This is a genomic window from Methanobrevibacter curvatus, from assembly GCF_001639295.1.
Taxonomy (GTDB): Archaea; Methanobacteriota; Methanobacteria; order Methanobacteriales; family Methanobacteriaceae; genus Methanoflexus; species Methanoflexus curvatus.
The window spans coordinates 45,911-52,933 of sequence record NZ_LWMV01000181.1 but is presented as its reverse complement, the minus strand read 5'-3'; the positions used below and the strand labels follow the sequence as shown (position 1 = coordinate 52,933).

The window sequence follows — 7,023 nt, the reverse complement described above, 5'->3', positions numbered from 1 at the left end:
ATATAAGTTTTATTATTATCTTTAAATAAAAATCTTTAAATAGTATTACTTTTGTATTACAAAAATTTTTTAAAAATTTTAGAAATTTTTAATATATTTTTTTATTTAATTTAAATTTTCTTATTTTTGATAAATTTTTATAAAATTCTTATTATTTTAGTAATTAACTAATTTTATCCCATATTTAATAATTCTAATTAATAATACTTTTTTTAAAATATTTATTTTTCATTTTTTAGTTTTTATGTAATAACTTTTTATTTTTTTAGTTTTTATTTTTTTTTAAAGTATTACTTTTTTTAATTTTTAAAACTCTCATTTTCTTTTTTTAAAACTTTTGCATCCCAATTGTGGGATTGATAATAAATCTTAATGATTATATTTTTTATTTATAAACTTTTATTTAGTAAAAAATCTAATATTAAATTAATAAATTATTCATGTTATAAAAATGATTAATGAAATTTGCTTTATAGTATTTTTTTTATAATATTTTTCAATTTTTACAATATTTTTTTTATAGTATTTTTCAATTTTTACAATATTTTTTTTATAGTATTTTTCGATTAAATTTTTTTAATAAAATATTTTTTACTTTTATTTATAGATTAAAGAGAAAAAGCATGATAGATAGTCATATACATTGTGATTCAAGAAGTTTTGAAGATTATAGAAAAATGGCTGTAAGTGGAGTTTCAACAGCTATCACCTGTGCTTATTATCCATATAAATTCACTAACTCAACTACTCTACTGGATCATTTTAGAAGAATAAGAGAATTTGAAAAAGAAAGAGCTTTAAAAAATGGATTAAAATTGGAAGTTGCATTAGGCATTCATCCATCAAATATAATAGATAATTATGTTCCTGTTTTTGATGAATTAAAGAAATTAATCCATAATAAAGAAATAATAGCTATTGGGGAAATAGGAATTGATTCTGGTGGAGCTGAGGAAGAAAAATTCTTCAAAAACCAGCTACTACTTGCAGATGAAGAAAAATTTAAAGCAATTGTTCATACTCCAAGAAAAAACAAATTAGAAACCTTAAAGAGAATTAAAGAAATAGTTTTAGAAAATATAAATCCAAAATTAGTTGTAATTGACCATATTAATTTAAATGTAATAGCCGAAGTTGTTGATGAGAATTTCCAATTAGGAATAACTGTTCAACCTGAAAAAATGGATGTATCTGAGGCAATAGCTATTTTTAAAAATTATGGATGTGATAAGAAGATGTTAAACAGTGATGTTAGCTATATGCGAAGTGATATCTTATCAGTCCCTAAAACAGCTAATGAAATGAAAATTCAAGGATTTAAAGAAAAAGACATTGAAAAAGTTTCATCATCAAATGCAAAAGAATTCTTTTCAATTTAGCTATTTTATTTAATCATTAAGCTATTTAGTTATTGTATTCAGCTATTTAGCTTTTTTTTTAACATTTTCGTATTCTAATAAGCGTTTTTCAATGAAAGATTGGAAAAATTATTGAATCAATTGTTAGGTTGTTTTCAATTTTACAAAAAGTAAATATTCTCGTGATTCATCGATAGTAAATACATAATATTCATTAAAATCATTTAAATAGTTATATTTATTAAAATAATCAGCTAAAACATATGAATCAGCTTTTTTTTTAAAATATTCCAATATAAAAATGACCTTTACTCAGACACTCTTGTTTACTTATAGGTATTTCATTATCTCCAAATTTTTCATTAAAATACTCTTCAATCTCTAAAGCCGTTGTTTTACTTTTATTTCCAAGAATATAAAAAACAACATCTTCAAAAGACATTTTACAATTACGAGTAAATTTATTTTTTACTAAGCAAAATTTTCTTATTTCATTATTTATTAAATTTTTCAACCCCTAAATATGGTTTTCATATTAACACAATGTTTAACAAATATAAAATTGATTATATTTGAATTTACGATTTATAATTTATTTAAATTAATAAAAATGTTAATAGTCTAATAGAATTAATATAAAACTATTTTAATTAAAAAAAAGAATTAAAAAAGAATATTATAGAAAAAATAGAAAAACAAAGGAAAAATAGAAAATATTTCTTAACTTGACAGTATTACTTTGAAAGATAAAATAGCAAAAGTTTTATATAATCAAATCTAAATTATAATAGATAGATTTATGGCTATAAAATTTATTAAATATTTAGCATTATTTTAAAAATTTTAATATCCAGAGAAATTGTTTAATAATAATTAATAATAATTAATAATAATTAAATAATAATTAATAATTTTGTAAATTTGTTTTATTAAATATTTTAAACTTTATTTAAAGCTATTATTGGACGGTACAAACCTTATTTAACTCAATAGCTGATTTAAAATTTATTTAAACTTTTATTTGATAATTTAAAAATCTTTTTTAAAAGTTATTTAATAAATGATTTAAAAGGTTATTTTTAAGCAACTATGATATTATGAATATTAAAACGCCTTCAAGATTACACATGACCTTAATAGATTTAAATGGATCTTATGGTCGATCAGGTGGAGGTATAGGTCTTACTTTGTCTGATCCTTATTTTTCATTAAAACTTGAACCATCTGAAAAAAATATTACTATAGATTTTAAAAAGCAGTACTCTGATGAAATTCAAGATGAATGTAGAAGGAAAATTGAAAATTCTGCTAACTTAATTAAAGAGTACTTCAATTTAGACACAGGTTTTCACTTTACTGTTAACAATGCATATCCTCCTCATTCTGGTTTAGGGTCTGGATCTCAGACTGCACTTGCTACTGGAAAACTGATGTATGATTATGCAAAAGAAAATTTATTACTCTCTAAAGAGCATGAAAATATTTCGATTGTTACACTAGGAGAAATTTTAAAAAGAGGAATTTCTTCAGGAATAGGAATTTTTGCCTTTGAAAATGGAGGTTTCATTGTTGATGGAGGATATAATTTAAAGGATAAAGGTTCTATATTGCCTTCTTCTGGCACATATTATAAACCACCACAATTTTGTTCAAAATTTGATTTTCCTGAAGATTGGAATATTGTATTAGCAATTGCCAATGGAGATAATACTGTCACTGGTGTAAAAGAAGATATTCTTTTTGCAGAGAATTGCCCAGTTCCTCGATTTGAGGTAGAAAAATTATCTCACATTATTTTTATGAATTTAATTCCATTTTTATTAGAAAAAAATATTGAAGAATTTGGAAAGTATATTAATCAAATTCAAGATTTAGGTTTTAAAAAAGTTGAATTAGGGCTTCAACCTCCAAAGATTAAGAATTTAATGGAAAAAATGAAAGAATTTGGAGCTTATGGTGTTGGAATGAGTTCTTTTGGTCCAACACTCTATGGTATAACTGATAAAAATACAAAAGAAGTTTATAAGTCAACTAAAGAATATTTAGGTGATGATGGGATAGTTTTTGTCTCAAAACCTCAAAACTATGGATATGAAAAGTCAGACTAATAAAACCATTTTCATTTTATTTAAATACTATTTTTATCAATAATTTTTATTAATAATAACTTTTTTTTACTTAAAATAATTTTTATTAATAATAATTTTTTTTTATTTAAAATAATTTTTTATTTTTTGTTTAAGATAATTATTTTCATTTTTTTTTTAAATGGGGATTTTATGGAGATTAAAGGTAAAGTATGGAAGTTTGATAATAATATAGATACTGATGTTATTATTCCTGGAAGATTTTTAAGAACTTTTGATCCATATGAGCTTGCAAAGTATGTAATGGCTGGAGAAAGAGAAAAATTTGCAGAAAAAGTAAATAAAGGAGATGTTATTGTTGCAGGTTCTAATTTTGGTTGTGGTTCTTCAAGAGAGCAAGCAACAGTAGCCATAAAATACGCTGGAATTGATGCAATCATTGCCAAGTCTTTTGCCAGAATTTTTTATAGAAACGCGATTAATATAGGATTGCCTGTCATTATAGCTGATGTAGATGCTGATGAAGGAGATATAGTAAAAATCAATTTAAATAGTGGAATTATTGTTAATGAAACATCTGGAAAAATATTTAAAATAGAGCCATTTAAAGAATTTTTCTTAGATATTTTAAATGACGGTGGAATAATAAATCATTACAAAAAAGGAAAAGAATAGCTATTATGTCTGTGTATTAAATAAAATTATTTTTTCAATCATTATTTTTTCAATATTTGTTTTTTTATTTATTTTTTATTATTCATTGCTTTGAAAATTTTATTTAAATTTCTAGATTTTTTAATATTTACAATTTTGAAAATATGTTACTAAAGTTTTTATTATATAAAAAACATATTGTTTTATAATATATAATTACATTTTATTTTTTAATAAATAAATGTCAATTTATTAAAAATTTTAAATTTATTAATATTTTACTAATTTTTATATTTTTTTTATATTTTTAGTATGAGTTTATTTAAGATTATTATAATTTTATTAAATTTTTTTTATAATTATTTAATTGATATTTTATAGTTTTTTTATATTATATTATAGTTAAATTTTTTTTATAATTTTAACATTTTTTTTTAATTTTTTTTTAAACATTATGTTTTAAATGATATTTGAGGTATAAAATGAAATGTCCAATTTGTGGTAGTGATGATTTAGAAACACTTAAATCAAAGAATTTTTCATCAAAAAAAGATGAAATTAATGATTTTCTGTTGAAGTGTAGGGAATGTTCAAATGTTTTTAAAGAGTCTGTTAAAATAGCTAAACCTATAGATTTTCGATTAATCATAAGTGAAATAGATTCATCTAAAAAAACTTTTATTCCCATTTCTCCTGATGACGAGTTAAACACAGGTGATGTATTATTATCTAATCTAGGTCAAGTAGAAATTAACTCTCTTGAATTGAAAAATACTAAAAGAGTTGAACAAGCCATTGCAAATGATGTTGTCACAATATGGGCTACATCACTTGAAATTCCTGCAAGAATCGGTATTTCAGTTAACCTTCATGGCGAAGTCCAGTCATATAAAGTTGATTTAGAAAGAGACTTTAGAATAAATGTTGATGACATAATTAAAATTGAAGATTATGTTGGAAGAGTTCAAGGAATAAAAACTGATGATAGAAAGATGAACAAAGGTGGAGCTAAAGCCAGTATAATTAAAAGAGTTTATATAGATCCTGTTAGATTTAAAAATCATGATTATGATTTAACAAAAAAAATAGCTTCAAAAAAAATAACTGATAAATTTAAAAAGATATAATGGACTTCTTTTTTTTTTAAATGACGAAGTTTATTGTTTTTATAACTTTATACTCTTTAACCTTAAATAATTATTTATAATAATATTTTTTTTCATGCACTTTTTTTTAGGAATGTTTTTAATGAAAAATAAAGCTAAAGTATTTATTGAAACCTTTGGATGTACATTCAATAAAGCAGATTCTCAAATAATAGCTGGAAAATTAGTTGAAAATGAAATTGAAATAGTAAATAATATAAATGAAGCTGATTTAATTATTGTAAATACGTGTTATGTTAAAAATCCAACAGAAAGTAAGGTATCCACAAGAATACATAAATTACAAAATGAATTTCCTGAAAAAAAGATAGTCGTTAGTGGATGTATGGTTGAAATAGATCCTGAAAAGTTAAAAAAAATAGCTCCTAATTCTTCATGGATTGGCCCACATAAACTAAATAAAGCAGATGAGGTAGTATTTAAAACATTAAATGGTGAAATTTCAAGAGAATGTGGTTTTAGTACAAATTCTAAAGTAGGAGTTCCTAAAATCCGTTTTGATCCTTACATTCATATTATTCAGATTTGTGAAGGTTGTTTAGGTGCTTGTACATACTGTTGTACACGATTTGCACGAGGAAAACTTAATAGCTATTCTATAGGCGATATTGAGAAAGAAGCAACACAAGCCATTGCAGAAGGGGTATCTGAAATACAATTGACAGCTCAAGATACAGCAGCTTTTGGAAAAGATACTGGAGAAAAACTTTCAGATTTAATAAAAAGAATAGCTAATCTTGATGGGGAGTTTAGAGTTAGAATTGGCATGATGCATCCTAAAAATATTGGTGATGATTTAGATGAAGTTATTAAAGCTATTTCACTTCCTAATGTTTACAATTTCCTGCATTTACCCATTCAAACTGGAAGCAATAAAGTTTTAAAAGAAATGGGCAGAGGACATACTGTAGAAGACTTTATTCAAATAGTGAATAAATTTAAAGAATCTATTCCAGATTTAACCATTGCAACAGATATAATAGTAGGTTATCCTACAGAAACAGATGATGATTTTTCTAAGACAGTTGAATTTTTAGAGAATGTAAAACCTAACCTTATTCACCTGTCTAAATATAAACACAGAAAGGGAGCTATCTCTTCAAGCTTAAATGAGATTCCTCATCCACTTATGAAAAAAAGGTCAAAATATCTCACAGATATTAAAAAAAAAATAACAGATAATGAGAACAAAGAACTCCTTAATACCTTACAGAGAATTTTAATTGTAGAAAAAGGGAAAAAATCAGGATATATGGGAAAAACAAATTCTTATATTCCAGTCGTAGTTCCTAATGCTAAATTAGGATCATTTTATGATGTGAAGATTATTGAAACTACTGGAACTTATTTAAGGGGAAAATTAATCTAATTACATTCACAAAACAAGGATTTTAATTATTGATGAAAAAATTTATATTATTTTTTTTATTATTATTTTTTAATAAATGGCAAAAAAGTAAAATTATAGAATAAAATACAAAAATAAAAAGAATTTAAAAAAATCTAAAGTTAAAGTTAAAAGTTTTTTTTATTTAGATGCTGTGCAATGATTATTTTTTGTAAAAACAGATATTTAATTAAAATATGTTAAAAAATATGTAAAATATTAATAGATTTTTTTACAAAGAATAAATATTAAAAATAATTATAATTATTAAATAATCCATATTAATTAGTTAAATTTAAATTAAAATAGTTTAAAGAATAATAAAAATTAAATGTTTAAAAATAATTATTTTTATTAAATAGACATTAATA

6 protein-coding genes are annotated in these 7,023 nt (G+C 22.5%); 5 read left to right on the top strand and 1 reads right to left on the bottom strand.

The window, feature by feature from the left end; genetic code table 11:
- Positions 1–623 precede the first annotated feature (623 nt).
- Positions 624–1,379: a TatD family hydrolase gene (locus MBCUR_RS06655; protein ID WP_067091826.1), complete on the top strand. Its 756-nt coding sequence runs from the start codon at positions 624–626 to the stop codon at positions 1,377–1,379.
- A 259-nt stretch (positions 1,380–1,638) separates the two neighbouring features.
- On the opposite strand, the gene MBCUR_RS06650 is transcribed toward MBCUR_RS06655, so the two are convergent.
- The gene (locus MBCUR_RS06650) at positions 1,639–1,800 is read right to left on the bottom strand and encodes a hypothetical protein (protein ID WP_169805810.1); all 162 of its coding nucleotides are present in this window, start codon (positions 1,798–1,800) and stop codon (positions 1,639–1,641) included.
- Positions 1,801–2,455: 655 nt separating this feature from the next.
- On the opposite strand from MBCUR_RS06650, the gene MBCUR_RS06645 reads away from it, so the two are divergent.
- The 4 genes from MBCUR_RS06645 (at position 2,456) to MBCUR_RS06630 (ending at position 6,634) form a co-directional block, all read left to right on the top strand.
- Entirely contained in the window at positions 2,456–3,466 is a 1,011-nt protein-coding gene (locus tag MBCUR_RS06645) for a beta-ribofuranosylaminobenzene 5'-phosphate synthase (RefSeq protein WP_067091823.1), read from the top strand.
- A gap of 171 nt (positions 3,467–3,637) precedes the next feature.
- Entirely contained in the window at positions 3,638–4,120 is a 483-nt protein-coding gene (hacB, locus tag MBCUR_RS06640; protein ID WP_067091821.1) for a homoaconitase small subunit, read from the top strand.
- Positions 4,121–4,581: 461 nt separating this feature from the next.
- A complete protein-coding gene (locus MBCUR_RS06635) occupies positions 4,582–5,226 on the top strand; it encodes an HVO_0476 family zinc finger protein (protein ID WP_067091819.1) in 645 nt (214 codons plus the stop codon).
- A 121-nt stretch (positions 5,227–5,347) separates the two neighbouring features.
- Positions 5,348–6,634, top strand: a complete 1,287-nt coding sequence (locus tag MBCUR_RS06630; protein ID WP_067091817.1) for a tRNA (N(6)-L-threonylcarbamoyladenosine(37)-C(2))-methylthiotransferase — start codon at positions 5,348–5,350, stop codon at positions 6,632–6,634.
- The last annotated feature ends 389 nt before the right edge of the window (positions 6,635–7,023 follow it).